The organism is Tolypothrix bouteillei VB521301 (assembly GCF_000760695.4).
Lineage (GTDB): Bacteria > Cyanobacteriota > Cyanobacteriia > Cyanobacteriales > Nostocaceae > Scytonema > Scytonema bouteillei_A.
Genome location: NZ_JHEG04000001.1, coordinates 9,020,922 through 9,038,839 on the forward strand (window position 1 = coordinate 9,020,922; position 17,918 = coordinate 9,038,839).

Sequence of the window (17,918 nt, forward strand, 5' to 3'; positions counted from 1 at the left end):
AGACCCCTCCTAAATGGTAGCGACTGAACGGAGTTCAGTCGGGGTCTTAAACCCTTGTTCCCTTTGGTCACTCGCAGAGAGCGGAGCCAGTATTCCCTTCTGCCTCCTGCCTCCTGCCCTCTGCCTTTCTTGATAAAACGTAAGTTAGATAGACTTCACTCTCGCAACCTCCCTCTTCTCCTGTGAGAAGCGAGAAGAGCAATAGTGAAATTGCGGTTTCACCTCAAGTCAATTGCTTCGCTTGGGAAGGAGAGACAAGGGAGCGTTATTTCAACGCGATCGTCGCTTTATCCCGATTTGCAACCTGAGTTAAAATTTGATACTTTTAACTACAGGTATCAACTGGATACTTCTCACTGTTTGGATCGGTACTTGATTGCAAGGTAAAATATAGTTCGTTAAACAATTCATTTGGTAACAATCCTGTTGGATCGAGAGAAAGACCATCTTTGATTTTAGTCACTAGGTACATATCAATATCACCTTTATTTTTGGCAGAAACTTTTCCTCGGTACTCCACTGCAAAGAAATCTTTTACTAATTCAAAAGTGTTTTGAGAAATGTTAATGCTACCGGGAATACCAGAAGATTCCATTCTAGAAGCTGTATTCACAGTATCACCCCAAACATCATAAGCAAATTTTTTATGTCCGATTACACCTGCTAACAAGGGTCCTGAGTGGATACCAATACGAATATCCCAGTAGGGATAGTTCAAAAATACCTTTTCTTGCTTGCGCCATTGCATAAAGGCTCGAATATTTATAGCAGCTAATACGGTATCAATAGCATGAGTTTTGTTGGGGACGGGAATTCCGCCAACGCACATATAACTATCTCCAATAGTTTTAAGTTTTTCTAAATTGTGTGCTTCAATAAACTGGTCGAAGCAAGAAAAACAGTAGTCTAGTTCATCAACGAGCTCTTGTGGTGTCAGTTGTTCGGATAGTTGAGTAAAATTCTTGAAGTCTGTAAAAAGAACAGAGGCGGATTCATAGAATACGGGTTTGACTGTACCCGTCTGTTTTAACTCGGAGGCAATGTCTGTTGGTAGTATATTTAAGAGCAACTCGTCTGATTTGCGTTTTTCTTCTTCTAATTCAAGATACAGTCGATTTAACTCTTCAAATCGTTCTGCATTCCGAATGGCTGCTGATAGTTGCACGGCAAGCAAGTAACCGATCCGTAAATCTTCTTGATTGTATGTTTTGGGTGTTATGCTAGCAAAGTTAATGGTACCTAGGATCTGGCGATCGCACTCCAAAGGAATCACAATCGCCGATTTATACTGGTGTAAAAAACCGATAGTTGAGTTGTCATGAATCAGTTGAGCTTGACCTGTTCTGAGAGCGTGACTGACGACACCTAAGTTGCTAATATCCAAACACTCAACTTCAGCAACAGAACTAAAAAGTGTGTTTATACTCCAAGTCTCCTTGCGATCGCTCTTAGCGCAAGCCGTACCCTGCTTATCGCCTTTGGCGCAAGCCGTACCCTGCTTATCGCGCAGACAAACACTACAATGTTCAAAATCCAACAACCACTTTGCTTGCTTTCCCACCACTCGCAAAATTTCATCTACTTTTAAGGTTTGATTGATGGCGATCGCAATTTCATTAACAGATGCGATACGGCTGGAGAACGCTTGCGCTTCTGATATCAGACGACGGGAAAGAAGCAACAGTTGTTGATAATTTTGTTCTTCCAACCTACTACTTTCAGTAGAGGTGGGGATAAAAGTCATAACTTGTCTATTTCGAGGGCTATCGAATCTGTATACCGATTTATGCTAGTAAATAGATCTGCTGTGGCAATAATCTCAAATATTTCCGAATCATCCAATCCAAACTCTCGCAACTTTTGAAAATCCTGGCTTGAAAGATTGTGAGGTTCGGTAGCAGCTTTTAAGCCAAAGCTAATGACTGCCTTTTCTCGTGTGGGAAGCGGACAAGCAGCAAAGTTGGAAACCAAAGTTTTCAAAACTTCTTCACTCATTCCCAAAGACGACAATGCGTGTAAATGAACATTTAATGCATAAGGACTGCTGTTTGCTTGAGAGATAGCAATTCCCAACATTTCCTTAAGTGTGCGAGGAACAGTTCCTTGCAAAACTGTAGCGCGGAACTTTTTCCAGTTTGCTTCTAGCACTCCAGAATTGATTGCCATTGATTTAAATAGATTGGGTACAATCCCAAACCCAAGTTCTACTTGGATTTCTTGATATATCTCTTTAGCCTTCAAATCTGAAAGTTGCTCGTATTCCAGTACGGGAAATTCAGCCATTTTTACTACTTATCTGACTAGAAAACTTAGTTCTAAGGAATTAGACTTTATTGATAGCGTATCTTTTAATACAAATTTAGCTTTACTTTTTAGAATAACTTTATATTCAGCCCCCTGTTAGATTCAGTATAAATTTTATCCACTAATCTTACAGTGGAAGTATTTATATTTGTTGATTGTGGTTTTTATTTTATTACCAAAAATCTATCTAAAGTAGAATAGTTTACATATATAATATCTATTCCTGTATTGTCGATTTGGCAACGCCCACCTTCAGATGTTTGTTAGCAATGCTTTTGGCTCAACTGGGTAATTTGAGACTGGGATGGAAGCAGATGCGAACACAGAAAAAAGGGGTATATTTCACTACACCCCTACAATACTGTATAAGATAAGTTGAGAATAAAGTGAGATTAAAGAGTAGGAATAAACTGTTGCTTTTCAGGCACGCTAGTATATTCTGCTACAATTTGTCGAAATTCTTCACCGTCAATGCTTTCTTTCTCAATCAGTAAATCTACCAATCTATCCATAACAGTACGATTATCTCGTACAATCTTTTTCGCTGATTGGTAGCACTCGTCTACAATGACGCGAACTTGAGAATCAATGCGAGCAGCAATGGATTCTGAGTACTCAGATCTGGTCATCCAATCGCGACCTAAGAAAACTTCACCTGTTTGGCTTTCTAAGGACACCGGACCTAGATCGGACATCCCAAATCGTGTTACCATTTGCCGTGCCATTCCGGTAACTTGTTGCAAGTCGCCGCCTGCACCAGTAGTCACTTCAGCAGCACCAAAAATGATGTCTTCTGCTGCACGACCACCCAAAGCACCAGTAATTCTGGCTTTGAGCTGCGATCGCGTGATCAGCCCTTGTTCTTCATTTGGAATAAACCAGGTTAAACCTTGTGCCTGTCCCCGTGGAATCAGGGTCACTTTTTGGACTGGATCGTGGTCTTTGAGCAATGTACCGACGATAGCGTGTCCTATTTCGTGATAAGCAATCAAACGCTTGCTCTTGCTATCCACCAATGGCGTTCCTTCCATACCAGCCACAACCCGGTCTACTGCATCATCAATTTCTGTATTGGTGATGGCATCTTTACGGCGTCGTGCAGTCAGAATAGCAGCTTCGTTGAGCAAGTTTGCTAAATCTGCACCAGTAAATCCAGGACAGCGACGGGCAATTGTTTCTAAAGAAACGCTGGGGTCTAATTTCTTGTTGCGGGCGTGGACTTTTAAAATTTCCAAGCGTCCTTTGATGTCGGGTGCATCTACAATCACTTGTCTGTCAAAGCGTCCGGGACGCAACAGGGCTGCATCTAGTACATCAGGACGGTTTGTAGCAGCGATGATAATGATACCAGTGTTGCCCTCAAAGCCATCCATTTCGGTCAGCAATTGGTTGAGGGTTTGCTCGCGTTCGTCGTTTCCGCCACCGATACCTGCACCCCGCTGACGTCCTACGGCGTCAATTTCATCAATAAAGATGATACAAGGAGCATTATCTTTTGCTTTTTTAAACAAATCGCGCACGCGAGACGCACCGACTCCAACGAACATTTCCACAAATTCGGAACCGGAGATGCTAAAGAACGGTACGCCAGCTTCACCTGCGATCGCTTTTGCCAACAGCGTTTTACCTGTTCCTGGAGGTCCAACTAACAGCACTCCTTTGGGAATGCGTGCGCCAACTGCAGTAAATTTCTCTGGCTGTTTGAGGAAGGTAACAACTTCTTGCAGTTCCTCTTTAGCTTCTTCAATACCGGCAACGTCATCAAACTTGACTCCAGTCTTTGCCTCCATTTGGAAGCGTGCTCTTGATTTACCGAAGTTCATCGCTTGACCGGGACCGCCTGGTAGGTTGCTAGAACGACGAAACAGGAAAAACAACCCGGTAATTAATAAGACAGGAAAAATAAGATTTCCTAACAGTCCCCAAATTGCTCCATCATTTCGCATGGGGTGAGCGTCAAAACTCACTCCTTTCTCTTTAAGCTTTCTAATCAACTCAGGAGCACTGGCTGGTAAGTCTACCCGCACTCTCTGTATGCGGTTATCCAATTCCGGATCGACAGCTTCCACAATTGCCGTTCTACCGCCTTCATATAAATCAACGCCAGTGACGCGATTGGCGTCTAAATATTCTAGAAAACGACCATAAGTCATGCGAGTGCTGGCTGCATTCTTACTTAGGTCAGTGGGAGCACCGGAGAATGCGCCTTGCCAAAAGAAAAAGCCAATTACCAATGCTGGCAATGTCCAGAGTAGTAGAACTCTCCAGGAAAATTTCATTTTTGTTTGCCTCTAGATAGTGCAGCAGCCCAAAAATAGAGCTTTTAAATCAATGTTTTTATATTTATGTGCCACAGCTATGGCTTCTGCCCGATTTGGCAAGTTGCTAGAACTGAGACAACATTAATAATCTTAATTAAATTTAACTTAATTTTGTCCCATTGTACTATATCGATTTGGCGTGAAACCACACTTGACTCACGCCATTTTTATGCAAAATCTATATTGAATGCTAAATTCAGGCTCTTAATTTCTTTTTTGTTAAATTTCGTCAGGATTTATTCCTTGCGCTCGGAGAAGTTCAGCTAACTTTGCAGCTCGTTGCTCTGCTTGAGATGCTCGTTGCTCTGCTTGAGATGCCTGTTGCTCGAGTTCCTGAGACGTTAACAAGCGTTCACCGGTTTGGGCATCTTCCATTACAACTCGACTATCTTGAAGCCCAATATACAACCCCACAGTCTCAAACAAAATGCGTCCATCATCATCAGGAGTCAGCGGTAAGTACTGCCCGTCAATTAGGCAATAGCCCAAAACTTCTTCAATGACTTGTTTGCGTTGTCTGCGTCGGTCGAAAATTAAGTATTCCCGTACTCCCGCTTGAGCATACTCTTTTACTTTGGTTTGTCGATCTTCTTTGCGGTAGCGAGGAGAAACAACTTCCACAATCAACCCAGGACGAACTCCTTCTACCGGAACGACAAATTCAGTGCGGATGTCCTCTTTGTTTCGCAGTCCAAACACTACAAAGGTATCGGGACAGTGGTTTCCCAAACCCGGAATCCCCCACTTAACAATTAAATCCCGGAATACTCCCGTTGTGCGATCGCTAGCATAGCGACGGGTCAATATATCCTTAACACCGCCTGCTATATCCTCATGAAAAGTACTGTTGGGCAAGCGGTATCCTTCCTGTGGATGAAGAAACTCTTCTGATGTCAGGGGGATTTTAACATAAATTTCGCTACCATCTGGCTGAGTGACAATTTCATTACGCCAGCCCCGTTCAGCAAATTCCTCTGATAAATCCTGAGATGCTGTAACTGTCATTGTTATCGCTCCCTATTAGTTCTCGAGCGGAGATGACTGTTCACCGCTCGCCAAGATCTGATTTGCTGGTCACTGATTTGCTTGACTGTGTTATGCGTAGCGTGTAAGGAAGATACTTATCTTTTGTATAGGAACCAATCCAAATATTATAGCTTCCAGGCAACCATTCACCGAGAATACCGGGATTTTTGTTTTCAAAATCGTCATTGCACCAAGTCCCTCCAGGACCTTGAATGATTAAAGTCGTATCTTCTGGGCTTTCTACTTGTAATTTTAAGTAGTCAAACTTATTTGTTAGCTCTAGTGTGTGGTCTGGTTTTTCATCAAAAAATCCCGTACACGGTCCTGTGGGAGTTTCTCCCTTCCCCACCAGTTGCTTCCCCGGTATGGAACCGCCGCTCATTCCACGAACTGTCATTGGATCTGGAGAAACTTTTTGACCAATAGTCATATCCCCAAAGATTGGGGGTGGTGTTTCTTGTTGAGCATCTGCTGTCATAGTATTTACTGAGGCGATCGCTATTGTTGCGACTACCAAAGAAATTCTTATTCCTAAATTTATAACTTTTGTCAGCATCTGAATTACACATTTTCTTAAGTAGTTCGAGTGACGTTTATTTTACATAAGAAGTTCCCAATACGAGGGTATGCAACTCACTTCTTTACAAAAAAGTTATAAGAATGTTCCGGATTGTCAGTTCACTAAAAGAAGTACCATATGCTACTCAATCCGCGACTTCTTAAAGGATGCTGTTGGCAAATGATGGGTTTAGTTCCTCCCCTCGTTCCGGTGGCTGCGCCTGAAGAATGCTATTGAAGAGACTCCACCTCCTAATAGGGCGAGCAGAGCCTCGCTCGATACATTCCCAGGTGGAACCACCCTCCGGGTTCACCAGTCCCTAGGGCGCGGGAGACCCGCCTATGGCACGAAAGTGCCACGCTGCGCTATCAGGGCTGGACTCACCAGTTGCCAGGGCGCGGGAAACCCGCCTGCAGCACTGGTCTCACCGCCTACTTTCTCTGGATTCACCGGAACGAGGACGAACAAAGAACTTGCAATCGGAAAAATGAAGTATTTTATTTTATACACTTCATCTTTCTTTAAACTGCTTGAAGCAACCGTGGTTTATCTAAACCAATTTTATTAAGTAGCAACCAGGATTGGATAAGATCTGGACCGTGAAGATCTCCTGTTAAACCAGCTCTAAGAGAACGCATGACCAAACCTTTTTTAACGTTTTGCTCCTTAACGACTTGCTTAATCAGTTCTTGAGCGCTAGCTTCTGTCAACTGCTGATTCTCTAAAGCATTTACAATCCAGGAGAGAGTGGCAGCAGAACCTTCTTGCTTTAATTGTGCCCGTGCTTCCTCGCTAAATTCAACTGTTTCTACAAAAAAGAGTTGAGAAATTGAGACGGCGTCTGTCAGCCGAGTGAGACTCGGACCAATTAAAGTGACTAACTGTTCCAGCCAGGGGCGATCGCGTCCTGCTGTCAATTGGTATCCCGCTTCTTCCCAAAAGGGTATCACCAAATCTGTCAGCTTATCAACAGGCATATTATGAATATATTGACTGTTAATCCAGTCCAATTTTGCCCAATCAAATTTTGCCCCTGCTTTATTGACTCGCTCAAAGCCAAACAATTTGGCTGCTTCCTCTAAGGTGAAAAGTTCTTGAGTTGAGTCTGGGGGAGACCAACCCAATAATGTCATGTAATTTACCAATCCCTCGGACGTAAAGCCCATTTGCTTAAAGTCAAAAATAGATGTGACTCCATCTCGCTTGGAGAGCTTGCGTCCTTCTTGGTTGAGAATCAGGGGTGTATGGGCAAACTCCGGTACTTTAGCGCCGAAAGCTTCATATATGAGTATTTGTTTGGCAGTGTTAGCAATATGGTCTTCGCCTCGAATAACATGGGTGATTTGCATATCCATGTCATCGATCACAACCGCAAAGTTGTACAGAGCTACACCGATATCATCTGCAGCGGCACGAGCAATGACCATATCACCGCCGAGATCGTTCCCCCGCCAAATCATTTTGCCACGGACTAAGTCGTTCCAGACAATTTCGCGATCGTCGTCAATTTTAAATCGAATCACAAAGCTGCGGCCTTCTGCTTTGAAGGCTGCTTCTTGTTCTGGTGTGAGATTGCGGTGACGGTTATCGTAACGGGGTGCTTCTCCTCTGGCTTTCTGTGCTTCTCGCAGCGCTTCTAATTCTTCTGCTGTGGTATAGCAGCGATAAGCCAATCCCTTATCTAAAAGTGTTTTGACTGCTTGTTTGTACATTTCCAAACGATCTGTTTGGAAAAATGGTCCTTCATCCCAGGTCAACCCCAGCCAGCGCAATCCCTCAAGAATATTCTCTGTATATTCGGGACGCGATCGCTCGACATCTGTATCTTCTATCCGCAGGATAAATTGACCGCCATGGTGGCGGGCGAACAACCAATTAAAGACGGCTGTCCTTGCTGTACCAATGTGTAAATTCCCAGTAGGGCTGGGAGCAATACGGACTCTAACAGTCACTGAAATTTCTCTCTTTATCTAACGCACAACTTAGTAGCTTATACCAAGTTATAATAACCGAGTGCCAGTAACCTCTGGCTCTAAACTCACTCTTTACAACTTGTCTTCTTTATGCTTTAACGGGACTGACGGGGCTCGAACCCGCAACTTCCGCCGTGACAGGGCGGTGCTCTAACCAATTGAACTACAGTCCCTTGTTTTTATTCACTTTATTTATTATGCCTAACAGCTAAACTCTTGTCAAGAGATTTTGTATTTTCGATTTTCTATTGAGAAAGCCCTTGTGTGGACTTGGTTTCAAGCAATTCTTTCTAGTTTTAACTGCTTTCCTTACCCGATCCCCACGAACAGTTTACCACAACGCTTGTGATGAAACTTCCTCTTCCCTACTCCCTACTCCCTATTTTCTCGTTGGATCGATAACAGGTGCATCTAATGCGAAGCGATGCAGAATTTGAGGTTGCATCAGTTTGTACTGTTGTTTCAGCAACTCTTTACTTAACGCAACAGCAGAAGAGGGAGGTAAAGACTTACTCTGTTCTGTCCAGTTTTTAAGTAACTGTCTTTGGAGGGTCTCGATATGACAACTAATAACACTTGCACATAAGTAGGGGGCTTCCAAAGTAAAGAAAATCAAAGGATAGCGTTCGCTGTTGGCTAAGGAATACACTATTTTATGGTTTTGGGATTTTTGCATATCCAAATAGCACGGTAGCCATTTTGGTCCCATTTCTTTGTTATGGAGCAGTGTCACCCATAAAAGCATTGGATGGGGAGATCTGACAAAGATAAATTGGTTGTAACGAGTCGAAAACGCATAGCTGTTGATTTGGTGTTTGGGCATCATGAGCAGCAAGGCGCTTATCGTTCCCGAACCAGTATCAACAAGATAGGGAAAAACTATTTCCTGAATTGGTTTATCTTTTGGCCATTTAAGGGTTTTACACGCTTGTTCTACTTCCTGAGTTAATCCAGAAGTGGGGGTAGGAGCGTGAAGCAGTGGAGGGGTGGGGCGGTGGGGTAGCGTGCGCGAGGAAGAAAGAGAAGTGGAGGGGGTGAGGGGGGGAGGGGGTGAGGGGGGGAAGGGGTGAAGGGTTGAGTGTTTTACGTTGTCTCCTATTCCTACGACTTCCAAACTGTCTAAAACTCTAAGAACATCTGTCAGATTTTGAGGGCGATCGCTTGGTGCTTTTGCAAGACAAGCCATAATCAAACTATTCAGTTCTTTTGGTAGTTTTAGGTTGGGCTTTATATCTGTAATGTTGCGCGGTTTTTCAAAGTGATGGGCTTTATACCAAGCACCAAAAAAGTCACTTTCTGGTTGCCAAGGTTTTTCACCCGCTAGCATCTCAAACATCATCACTCCCAAACTGTAAATATCAGAGCGATTATCTAACACATCAGCTTCTAGTTGTTCGGGAGAGCAATAAGGTAAAGTCCCATGAAATCCCTTGGTTGTTGTACGTGTTGAGCTTGCATAATTTAAAAATTTAGCTATACCAAAATCCAGAATTTTTACTAATTGACCCAAAATGGGATCTGGAAGAACCAATATATTTGCTGGCTTAATATCTCTATGTACCAAAGGGTATACTTTCCCATCAATTTCCATCCCATTGTGAGCGCACTGCAAGCCCAAACAAATTTGACGGCAAAGTGGAATAAACATCGGCAAAGACATGGGAATTAAATCCTTTAATGTATTCCCTAACAGGTACTCCATAACGTAAAAGGGTTTCCCAGTCTTACTCACCCCATAATCTGTGACTCTTACGATATTTATGCTTTTCTGACTTAAAGCAGCACAAATACGAGCTTCACGCGCAAAATCCTGTTCCATATTTGGATCTGAAACAGTTTGAGACAAAAACTTAATAGCAACCGGTATCCCTCCTAACAAAACATCATCTGCTAGGAAAACTTCACCCATACCTCCTCTGCCAATAAAATTTTTTAATTTATAACGATTGGCAAGCAACCCTGTATTGGCTGGAGATGCAAATGCGCTCTTACTCACTCTTACAACCTCCGAAACAGACTAAACATAGAACTAGATGATATATTGTATAGTACCCACTTGACGAAAGTGATAGTACTTAACGATATACTAAAAACTGTAAAAATTTCTCAAATAAGTGAAACATCCATTTTTTGACATCTAAGTTTTGTTTTTGTCGATTTATAGCCAATCTTTTCAAGATGTCGGGTTTCATTTTTTCATATTGTAATTTTAATTCATTCTTACTATCATTTCCAAAAGATTCTAAAGTCAATTTTTGAACATTTTCCAACCAATTTATTAACTGTTGACGTTGAGAACTAGAGATTGACAAAGTCATCACATGAGAACAAATAGATGGCTCCTCTAAAGAAAAGAATAGGAGATGATAATAACCACTTTTAGCTAAAATTTCTATTATATTTTGACTTCTATTATCCTTAAAATCTAAACAATAAGATAACCAACGCGTTAACTCAAATTTACCATCGCATAAGACTGTTACCCATAAAAGCATGGGATGTAAATTCTGAGAATAAATAAATTCAGTTCCATTGATTTCATTTAGAAACTTTGTTATCTCTTTCTGAGGTAGCATCGCCCAAAAAGTTGCTACATTGCCTTGCTGAGTTTGGAGAACATGAGGAAAACAAATAGGTGCGATCGGTTTGTTTTTAGGCCAATTTTTCTCCAAACAAATTTTTTCCGACAATGATGTTACGGGTACTAATTGTACTGGAGAAGATTTCTGATTTTTATCTTGTTCGATCTCATCATTTATGTTTCTTTGAATCTTTTCTAAAGTTTCTAAAATTTGATTGATATTTTGAGGACGAGCATTAACATCTTTTGCCAAACAATTCATCACTAGTTTCTTTAATTCAAGTGGTATTTTAAGCTGAGGAACTATCTCCTCAAACGCTGGAGGTGCTTGAAAGCGATGAGCTTGATACCAATTTCCAAAAGATTGAGATGTTGTACTAAACGGGTGTTTTCTCGTAAGCATTTCATACATCAAAACTCCCAAACTGTAAATATCCGAACGTACATCCAGTAGTTTGCGTCCTTCCATATGTTCTGGAGAACAGTAAGGAAGACTTCCAATAAATGAATCTGTAAGCGTTAGTCCGGAGCGCTCTGTTAAAAACTTTGCAATGCCAAAATCAAGAATTTTTACAATTAAGTTAGCCTTCGTATCTTCAGTAATAAATATATTTTCAGGTTTGATATCTCTATGAATAACAGGATAAATATCTCCTTTATAACTCACTCCTTGATGAGCGCATTGCAAACCCAAACAAATTTGATAAGAAATTTCTAAAAAATCTGAAATTGTCAATTTTTTATTTTTTAAAATATCTTTTAAATTTTTTCCTTGAAGATATTCCATTACATAAAATGGTACTTGAGCGTCGGCGATTCCATAACTTAATACACGAACAATATGTTTGCTTTTACGTCCTAATTGAGCACCTATAAAAATTTCCCTAGCAAAACGTTGAGACATTTGTGGATCGCTCAAACTTAAGGATAAAATTTTTACAGCAACTGGCATACCACCTTTTGCTGCATCCTCAGCTAGATAGACTTTACCCATACCGCCTCTACCGATCGCATCTTTAATGAGATAGCGATTGTTTAAAAAATGTCCTATATATCCATCTACATCCGTTTTGGTCATTACCACTTTTTTAACCCTGATTGATTCCTATAAAAATCATATTTTTAACAAAAGAGTCACTTGGAAAATGGCAGAAACTCTCTTAATTAACAATTGTATTTAAAGTAATGTTAGAATTTTTTATAGAAATTCTAAATATAGATAAAAATTGATAAAGATTAAGATAAAAAAAGAATAAATTTTTATAAAATACTCAGTGAATCTTTTAATTAGCATTTGTATTTAACACATTTAGAAAAAAACGCATATAAGAAGATACACGGAAATCAATCATAGAAAAGGCGTAGGAGAGAAGATTGATTGGGAATTGCGTATAACTCTTGTAAAGACCCATTGTTAGAAGGATCTCTATCATCTCTATGTTGTTTTGTATTTCTACGTTTAATAGCTTGAGGCTCTACAGCTAAACAGTAAAAGTACCGAATAATTCACAGTGACTGGTACACAAAGGCAGAAAGAAGCCCGGAGCCAGACGATAGAAGGCGCAAAACCTTGGAGTCAGTAGGCGGGCAGAAAAGTTTCCAACTACGTCACGAAACGTAAAATCTCTAGATTTAACTGTAGTAACGCTGTCTGTGCTTTACACGCCAAGCGGCGAAGGCATGCATCGCAACCAAAAACTAGTATGGGGCGTGCTCTAGTAGCGGGCGTACTTCTGTCTTCATGTACTAGTTACCAAACGCTGAAAATAGATGACGGATAAGTCTAATGATGGGTGCTTCCATTTTTAGCTTGAAGGCTAGTACTTGGGTTTGTTGGAGCGGATTGAAATTGTTGTCGCTGACTAAGATAAGCGATCGCTGTCCATCTGGTAGTTTATCACCAAGGGTGAAACCTTCAATATTATCTAGAGCTAAATCTAGTGTTCTTAAATCAAAGAGAAGTTTTTTCGCAACTGGTTTAATATTGTTAAGGTCAACAGTTGCTAGGCTCTCTATTTTACTAATATCATCAGCACTTTCTATGGAAACTTGGTATATTGCAATAGAAAAACCCAAGCCAGTAAAAGTTCTCTCTAAGCTGAGGAAATTGCCATAATTATCTAGAGCAATGAGATCGGTTAAACCACTATCGAATCTGGGAGAAAGATTAAAAAGAGGTGCTATTGCTTCAGTTTTGTAAAGAAATTCTTTTTCTGGCTTTCTCGTTCTAAGATTGTATTGTAAAATGCGGCAAGGGCTGCTAACTTTTGGTTTAGCTTGTGAACCATCTTGCAAAAGAGCATTTTCAGTTGCACTAAACAAGTATCTCTTATCTGGGGTAATAGTCAGAGACTCAAAAGCTAAATTGTTCCGAATTCCCCTTTTACCACTTTTGTCAGGTAAAAATTTATTTGAAATAGGTAGAGATGTCAGTTCTTGACCGGAAGATATTGAAAATTCTTTAATAAAAGGGTTTATTTGCTGTCTGACATCGCCTTCAGAAGAAACAAATACAGTCTCATTACTGAGAGCAATTCCCTCTGGATCGAGGCTTCCAGTCGGGAAAGTTTGTTTGGCTTCATTTAAGAGTGTAGTGACACCAACAGGAACTACATCTCCATTTTTTAGCAATCCACGACTCAGGTCGATTTTTAATGTATAGAAGCGAGCAGGTGCTTTATCACTGCGGTCATCAGATATAGTGTAAAAAAGTTGCTTTTTGGAATCGTAAGTTATACCTGAAAACCCTCCCATTGGAGTTTTTTGAAAAGAGAAACTTGTTGGAAAACTAGCAGAACCTATAAAATCTATTCCTGTTATCGGAACAAATGGTGCGGGAAAATCGATAAAAAAGATACCTAGAATGAGAATTGGAATAATTAAAAAAAGAATTGTTGGAAATTTAAATAGTTTTTTCAAAAATTGAGTCATGGTTAATTGCTAATGGCTAATAGCTAATGGTTAATAGCTATAAGAATTGTATCTGATTTTACCATATACATAAATGGACTTACCCACCCAAAACTATAGCTGCTTTTATGTGAATTACATCACAATATCTTAAATAATGTCGAAATCCATCACGGTAAATATTCATTATTTAGGTATTGGCATTTACAGAGAACTACTATATAGAGTTCATGAGCCATTCATTCATTAACCCTATCTCCTTACCTCACCATTAGCTATTAGCCATTAGCCATTAGCTCTTTAAAAAAAATCAACCAGCCAATCTTTTACGCTGCGGGTTGCACGACAATCGTCTTCATTGTAACGTTGGATAATTTCTAATAAAGTACGATCGCCTGTTTGCAACCATCGATCGTACCAGTAAATACATTTAGCACCGCTTGCTTCCGAGTCCCGCCATTCAAATCCCAACCAGCGAGCAATGGTTTTCAACGCGTAACTTTCTACTGGTAAAGCTATGTTTTGCGTTAATATCTCATAAACATCAACAAATCGATTCAATACGGGAAATACAGAGCTATAGGGAGTGCGATAAAGTTTGGCTAACCGTTGAACTGTATCAAATTCGTAAATGCAAAAGTGATAAATGGGTGCATCTGGATATTGTTCAACCAAATTTAAAAATTGCTCCCAAATTAATCTTTCATCTTCCTGGCTTTCTGCAAGTAAAGAATAAAATGTTTCTGTATTAGCTTTTCTATCAACAATCAAAACTCCCAACAAGTAATCTAAATGCAGATCGGGTTGTGCTTCAATATCAAAATATATTTCTACTGGCGCTGGGGACAAAAGCTTTTGTAAAGGATAAGTTGTGTTAAAAGGATCTACGTAGCTTCTTTCTGTTTCTTCAATACAAACAGAGTCATTTGAAGTATAAAAATATTCGGGTGTATCTTTTCTTAATGATAAAGTAGGTAAAATAATGGGTCGATTTTCAACTATAGATTGAGCTTGTAAAATCAATTTAGGAGCCACTACACGGTCAAAACCAGGTAGATTTTCTAATTGTGTTGGATGCGTTTTAGCTAAAGATTCTACAGTTGTTATATCTAGTGCTTTTAATTGTTTATAGCGAACAGGTGTGACTCCTGGGAGTAGAGAAAGGTGTTTTTGATTTTGGGCTACTTTATAACAGCTGCTGTACCAAGTGCAAAGACTGCACTTCTGGCGAGAGATAAATACTTCTGGTGGTTCGTCTTGCTCAAGAGTTTGAATCAACTCCTCCACAACTGTTTGCATCTGGGGTTCCCATCTTAAGAGATCGACAGGATAATTCACATCTTTTCCCCGCAAAATTAGCCAAGCTGTTTTCGACTCCACTTGCTGTACTGTCGCTAATACGTAAGCGTGAAATGCTGCTGTAATTTGATATTCCTGTTTGGGGCGTTTACCCAGTTCAACGTTTACCGGAGCATACATCCAATCTCCAAAACGAGACATTCCTGCTTGTTTGAGCAGAATCTCGGGACGGCTGACTAGGGTATACCCTAAGTAATCGCTAGCAGTCAGCACCCCCAGATGAATGCACTCTACTCCTTGCTGCATTAACTCTAACGTCGCAGCTTCACCTGTCTCCCAATCTCCATAACGGTAGTCTGGGCGTTCGTAATTAAATTGTTCCAAAACACTCCGCTTGTGAGCAATTTTGTCTTGTTGCAATTTCAGCAGCAAGTCATTTGCTGGATCTCGCTGACTTCTGTCAGCGCGAAGGTCTAAAAAAGGTCGGCGCTTGCAACGTTGGTATTGCAGCAGTAATTCAGCATTAATTAGCATTCTCCTAGCGTAACAAGAATGAACACATTATGGCATTAAAGCTATGAAGGATGAAGGATAAAGAATGAAGGATAAGATACTAGTGTTTCATACTTTATGCTTCACTAATGAGTACGCTGCATCACCATCGAGAGCAAATCCCAGCTTTATCAAACAAATTCTATTTCAACTACGGCGGTCAAGGACCAATGCCTCAAGCTGCTGTGAATGCTATTACTGAGGCTCAAGCTTACATTCAGCAGGTGGGTCCTTTCGGTACAAAAGTGAATCGCTGGATAGAGGAAGAAACAGAAGCGACTAGAGTCGCGATCGCATCTGAGTTAAATGCACCACCAGAAACTATCACACTGACAGAAGATGTGACAGTTGGTTGCAATATTGCTATGTGGGGTGTTGACTGGCATTCTGGCGACCACCTGTTATTATCTGATTGCGAACACCCTGGTATCATAGCGATCGCAGGGGAAATTAGTCGTAGAGAAGCTGTTGAAGTGACTGTTTGCCCTGTGATGGCAACTTTAAATGGCGGCGATCCCGTCGAGGCGATCGTTCAGCATTTACGCCCAACAACTCGCCTTGTTGTACTCAGTCATGTTCTTTGGAATACCGGTCAAATTTTGCCTCTTGAAAAAATAGCAAAAGTGTGCAACGAGAATAACACCAGAGTGATGATAGATGCCGCTCAATCTGTTGGCTTACTCCCTTTAAATTTAACTGAATTGGGAGCTGATTTTTACGCCTTTACAGGTCATAAGTGGTTGTGCGGACCTGGTGGAGTCGGGGGTTTGTATGTGAAACCGGAAGCAAGAGAAAATCACCATCCCACATTTATTGGTTGGCGTGGGATCGTTGCCAACAATCAAGCTAAACCAGTGGGCTGGTATCCAGACGGGCGGCGCTATGAAGTAGCAACTTCTAATTATCCGTTATATGCAGGTTTAAAAGAGGCAATCTCTTTTCACCAACAATGGGGAACACCAGAAGAACGGTTTCAGCAAATCTGTCATAAGAGTCAGTATCTTTGGCAACGCCTGCAAGGGCTGTCGGAAATAGAATGTTTGCGTACTTCTCCACCAGAAAGTGGTTTAGTCTCTTTTCGCCTGACCCATCACAAGCCTCAAACTAGCCAGCAACTCGTGGAGTTCTTGGAATCTCTGGGATATCTCACCCGAAGAATAGCCGATCCCGACTGCGTGCGTGCTTGTGTGCATTATTTTACCTTAGAATCAGAAATCGATGGGCTAGTAGAAGCGATTCAACGATGGAAAGACCCACTTTATACGTAGCAATTACCAATCACGGTTTTGGTCATGCAACCCGCACTGCATCCGTAGCTGCTACCATTCAAAAGTTATGCCCGGACGTTCTGCTTGTTATGGTGACAACGGCTCCACGGTGGTTGTTAGATTGCTATATCGAAGGCGATTTTATCCAACGTCCCCGTGCTTTAGATTTAGGTGTGGTGCAGGCGGATAGTTTGCAGATGGATAAAGACGCTACTTTGGAAAAATTATTGGAGATCGAGAAAAATAAAAATTCCATCATTGCTTCTGAAGTCAATTTTATTCGCCAAAATAAGGTTCATCTGGTCTTGGCAGACGTTCCCTTTCTTGCATGTGAAATTGCCAAAGCCGCAGGTATACCTTGCTGGACTATCAGTAACTTCGGATGGGACTTTGTTTACAGAGATTGGGGGGGAAGCTTTATCGAAATTGCTGATTGGATAAGCGATTGTTACTCAAAATGCGATCGCTTGTATCGGCTCCCGTTCTACGAACCGATGAGTGCTTTTGGAAATATCATAGATACAGGATTAACAGGTGGTTCTCCCCGTTACACCCCAGAAGAAGTGCGTTCTACTTGGGGAATCACAGCCCCAATAGAAAAAACTATCCTACTGACCTTCGGTGGATTGGGTTTGCAACAAATTCCTTATCACAACCTGCAAAAGTTCCCCGACTGGCAATTTATTATCTTCGATAAATTTGCTCCCCAATTGCCTAACGTAATTCCAGTTCCGGATCGAAAGTACCGTCCCGTAGATTTTATGCCTGTTTGCGGGCGAGTTGTTTCCAAACCGGGTTACAGTACTTTTGCGGAAGCAACCAAATTGGGATTGCCCATTGTTTCAGTGACCCGTGATGATTTTGCGGAAGCGGCTTTTCTGCTTAATGGTATTTCTAGTTACAACTCTCATCAAATCCTGACTCCATCTGAATTTTTCCAAGGAACCTGGGGTTTTCTCAACCAACCACCTCAAGCACCAAAACAATCTCAACCTATCGCCAAGGATGGAAATGAAATTATAGCCAATGCTGTCGTTGATTATTTTCGGGAATAGGGGACAAGGGGGACAAGGGGGACAAGAGAAAAAACTCATCTAAAAATAGAAAACTCAAAATCCAAAATCT

13 protein-coding genes and 1 tRNA gene are annotated in these 17,918 nt (G+C 41.1%); 3 read left to right on the forward strand and 11 right to left on the reverse strand.

Annotation, left to right across the window (positions count from 1 at the left end; genetic code table 11):
* Window positions 1-325 precede the first annotated feature (325 nt).
* From HC643_RS36905 to HC643_RS36925, 5 genes are all read right to left on the reverse strand, one after another.
* On the reverse strand, window positions 326-1,744 hold the full coding sequence (locus HC643_RS36905) for an adenylate/guanylate cyclase domain-containing protein (RefSeq protein WP_050045521.1): 1,419 nt from the start codon (window positions 1,742-1,744) through the stop codon (window positions 326-328).
* Window positions 1,741-2,283, reverse strand: a complete 543-nt coding sequence (locus tag HC643_RS36910) for a carboxymuconolactone decarboxylase family protein (protein ID WP_038077542.1) — start codon at window positions 2,281-2,283, stop codon at window positions 1,741-1,743. The genes HC643_RS36905 and HC643_RS36910 overlap by 4 nt, the downstream gene beginning before the upstream one ends.
* 413 nt (window positions 2,284-2,696) lie before the next feature.
* Entirely contained in the window at window positions 2,697-4,583 is a 1,887-nt protein-coding gene (gene ftsH2 / locus HC643_RS36915; RefSeq protein WP_038077545.1) for an ATP-dependent zinc metalloprotease FtsH2, read from the reverse strand.
* A gap of 261 nt (window positions 4,584-4,844) precedes the next feature.
* Window positions 4,845-5,630, reverse strand: a complete 786-nt coding sequence (locus tag HC643_RS36920; protein ID WP_038077548.1) for a Uma2 family endonuclease — start codon at window positions 5,628-5,630, stop codon at window positions 4,845-4,847.
* Between the two features lie 40 nt (window positions 5,631-5,670).
* Window positions 5,671-6,207, reverse strand: coding sequence for a hypothetical protein (locus tag HC643_RS36925; protein WP_038077553.1), 537 nt, complete (start codon window positions 6,205-6,207; stop codon window positions 5,671-5,673).
* A gap of 344 nt (window positions 6,208-6,551) precedes the next feature.
* Between HC643_RS36925 and HC643_RS36930 the strand changes: the two genes are divergently transcribed.
* Window positions 6,552-6,701 (forward strand): hypothetical protein, encoded by a 150-nt coding sequence (locus HC643_RS36930; RefSeq protein ID WP_167844835.1) that lies wholly within the window; start codon window positions 6,552-6,554, stop codon window positions 6,699-6,701.
* Between the two features lie 30 nt (window positions 6,702-6,731).
* On the opposite strand, the gene gltX is transcribed toward HC643_RS36930, so the two are convergent.
* From gltX to HC643_RS36960, 6 genes are all read right to left on the reverse strand, one after another.
* Window positions 6,732-8,162 (reverse strand): glutamate--tRNA ligase, encoded by a 1,431-nt coding sequence (gltX, locus tag HC643_RS36935; RefSeq protein ID WP_038077556.1) that lies wholly within the window; start codon window positions 8,160-8,162, stop codon window positions 6,732-6,734.
* Between the two features lie 120 nt (window positions 8,163-8,282).
* Window positions 8,283-8,356, reverse strand: a tRNA-Asp gene (locus HC643_RS36940).
* Between the two features lie 206 nt (window positions 8,357-8,562).
* Window positions 8,563-10,179 carry a protein kinase domain-containing protein gene (locus HC643_RS36945; protein ID WP_167844836.1) on the reverse strand — a complete coding sequence of 539 codons (1,617 nt, stop codon included), beginning with the start codon at window positions 10,177-10,179 and terminating at the stop codon, window positions 8,563-8,565.
* A gap of 79 nt (window positions 10,180-10,258) precedes the next feature.
* Window positions 10,259-11,842, reverse strand: a complete 1,584-nt coding sequence (locus tag HC643_RS36950) for a serine/threonine protein kinase (RefSeq protein ID WP_038073182.1) — start codon at window positions 11,840-11,842, stop codon at window positions 10,259-10,261.
* A 668-nt stretch (window positions 11,843-12,510) separates the two neighbouring features.
* A complete protein-coding gene (locus HC643_RS36955; RefSeq protein ID WP_038073179.1) occupies window positions 12,511-13,695 on the reverse strand; it encodes an esterase-like activity of phytase family protein in 1,185 nt (394 codons plus the stop codon).
* Window positions 13,696-13,974: 279 nt separating this feature from the next.
* Window positions 13,975-15,507 carry a TM0106 family RecB-like putative nuclease gene (locus tag HC643_RS36960; RefSeq protein ID WP_038073177.1) on the reverse strand — a complete coding sequence of 511 codons (1,533 nt, stop codon included), beginning with the start codon at window positions 15,505-15,507 and terminating at the stop codon, window positions 13,975-13,977.
* 107 nt (window positions 15,508-15,614) lie between these two features.
* Between HC643_RS36960 and HC643_RS36965 the strand changes: the two genes are divergently transcribed.
* Together HC643_RS36965 and HC643_RS36970 are read left to right on the forward strand one after the other, a co-directional pair.
* Window positions 15,615-16,793, forward strand: a complete 1,179-nt coding sequence (locus tag HC643_RS36965) for an aminotransferase class V-fold PLP-dependent enzyme (protein WP_038073174.1) — start codon at window positions 15,615-15,617, stop codon at window positions 16,791-16,793.
* Window positions 16,769-17,848, forward strand: coding sequence for a glycosyl transferase (locus tag HC643_RS36970; RefSeq protein WP_038073171.1), 1,080 nt, complete (start codon window positions 16,769-16,771; stop codon window positions 17,846-17,848). Before HC643_RS36965 ends, HC643_RS36970 begins: the two co-directional genes overlap by 25 nt.
* The last annotated feature ends 70 nt before the right edge of the window (window positions 17,849-17,918 follow it).